This window comes from Stackebrandtia soli (assembly GCF_965137155.1).
GTDB classification, from domain to species: domain Bacteria; phylum Actinomycetota; class Actinomycetes; order Mycobacteriales; family Micromonosporaceae; genus Stackebrandtia; species Stackebrandtia soli.
The window spans coordinates 1-1518 of sequence record NZ_CBCRZX010000092.1 but is presented as its reverse complement, the minus strand read 5'-3'; the positions used below and the strand labels follow the sequence as shown (position 1 = coordinate 1518).

At 58.3% G+C, this 1518-nt stretch carries 3 protein-coding genes; all 3 read left to right on the top strand.

Annotation, left to right across the window (positions count from 1 at the left end; all coding sequences use genetic code 11):
- Positions 1-182: 182 nt before the first annotated feature.
- Entirely contained in the window at positions 183-326 is a 144-nt protein-coding gene (locus ACM9NP_RS23930; RefSeq protein ID WP_415649037.1) for a hypothetical protein, read from the top strand.
- Between the two features lie 104 nt (positions 327-430).
- Positions 431-991 (top strand): hypothetical protein, encoded by a 561-nt coding sequence (locus tag ACM9NP_RS23925; RefSeq protein ID WP_415649036.1) that lies wholly within the window; start codon positions 431-433, stop codon positions 989-991.
- 18 nt (positions 992-1009) lie between these two features.
- Positions 1010-1518 (top strand): hypothetical protein (locus tag ACM9NP_RS23920; protein WP_415649035.1); only part of this gene is annotated, 509 nt, incomplete at its 3' end.

Sequence of the window (1518 nt, the reverse complement as noted above, 5' to 3'; positions counted from 1 at the left end):
GGNAGGGTCCTTGGTTCAAGAATACTGAGAAGGGGGATCGGCGGGGTGAGGCGCATGAAGAGTGGGAGCGGAGTCAGGATGCGGGGACCGCGTTATCCGCGCGGTAACGCGCGTCGGTGAAGGTTCGGGTGGTCGTGCGGTAGTGGGTGTATCAGGTGTGTTCGATGGGGGTGGTTGACGCCGTGATCGATACATGCCGATACTTTCTGGGAATCGGTGAGTCGGGGACGATCTACCTGGTGATGGACTGGCTGGCATCTTTCGGTTCGGGTATCACGGGTCTGGAGGGCGTCGTTCTGGGCGTCATGCCGAAAGACGTCGCCTGATCGCGCTCGATTTTTGGTGGGTGGAGCCAAGAATGTTACGGAGCGCGTTTCGATCCGTTCTCAAACTTTGTCGGATTTTGGATCCAAGAAAGAAACGGTGATTGATGAGCTACGACTTCGATCCATTCGACGTCAATGAGACGGTCGGTTGGACTCCTGATGAGTGGTCGATTGGTTTCAGTGATCCTCGTGAGGGTGAGGCTCGCGCGCACATGATCGTGGTGATTCCGGATGAGACGGGTTGGGATGGTGTTTTCTTCCAGCTCAGTCCTCGTCGTGATGGGTCCCGATTGGACATCGTGGAGTGGGCGGTCCAGATGAGCAAGGATGTCTTCGAAGCGACGTATCTGGATGCCGGTTACCGGTACCCCGTGGATGGGGAGAAGTTGGAGGAGATTCTTGGGTTTTCGGTGGAGGCGGCGATCGCTCTGTCTGTCTTTGAACGGTGGAGGTTGATGGACGTCGAGCGTGGTGTGGATCGGGTCTTTCGGTTCGCTGGGCCGGACCCTGAGGGTGGTGATGCGTCGGTGGTGATCACGGTGCCCGCGTCGGGGTGGATGGAGGGACGTATCGACATTCGACAGGAGTACGGAATTGTCCCGTTGGACGTGCTGGCGTGGATTCTTGTCGTCGCTAGGGACGCTTTCGCTCGAAGTGAGAAATGACGGCGGTGGAGGTGATGGATGTACTGGGAGAATTTCGTTGATGATCCGGAGTTGTCGGCGTGGCTTCATCAGATGTATGACGATGTTTTGGGGTTGTGGGAGGGCCTGGGCCTGCCTAGTGACACATCGGATGTTCATGAGTGCATTCGAGACGATCTCGATGTCATGTACGGGGCGATCTTTGTGGATTGGGGTAATGCCTGGTTGTACAGCGATCTAGGGGTGGATCCTCAGTTGCATGTGCGTTTCGCGTTGCGGATGTATCCGGTTGTGTCGATGGTGTTGCGGGATCATGGGTTTGTTGCGGCGATTGAGGATCCGATGGAGTTGGGTGAGTTGATGGTGGTGGTGCGGGATCGGGTTGGTGAGTGTGTTCCGGTCGGGTTGCGTCGGCGTGTGGGCCGAGCGGGTGCGGGGGTTGGTGTCTCGCGCGGGGTGAGTGGTGAGGTTGCTCGGGTGGTGGAGGTGTTGGGGTGGGTGCCGTTGCCTGTGGCGGATCGGGACGGTCCGGGCGTCGTCGTCGGTGT

Bases quoted from the DNA above. Each gene is read 5' to 3' on its own strand.
- ACM9NP_RS23925 (WP_415649036.1), top strand. From the start codon at position 431: ATGAGCTACGACTTCGATCCATTCGACGTCAATGAGACGGTCGGTTGG.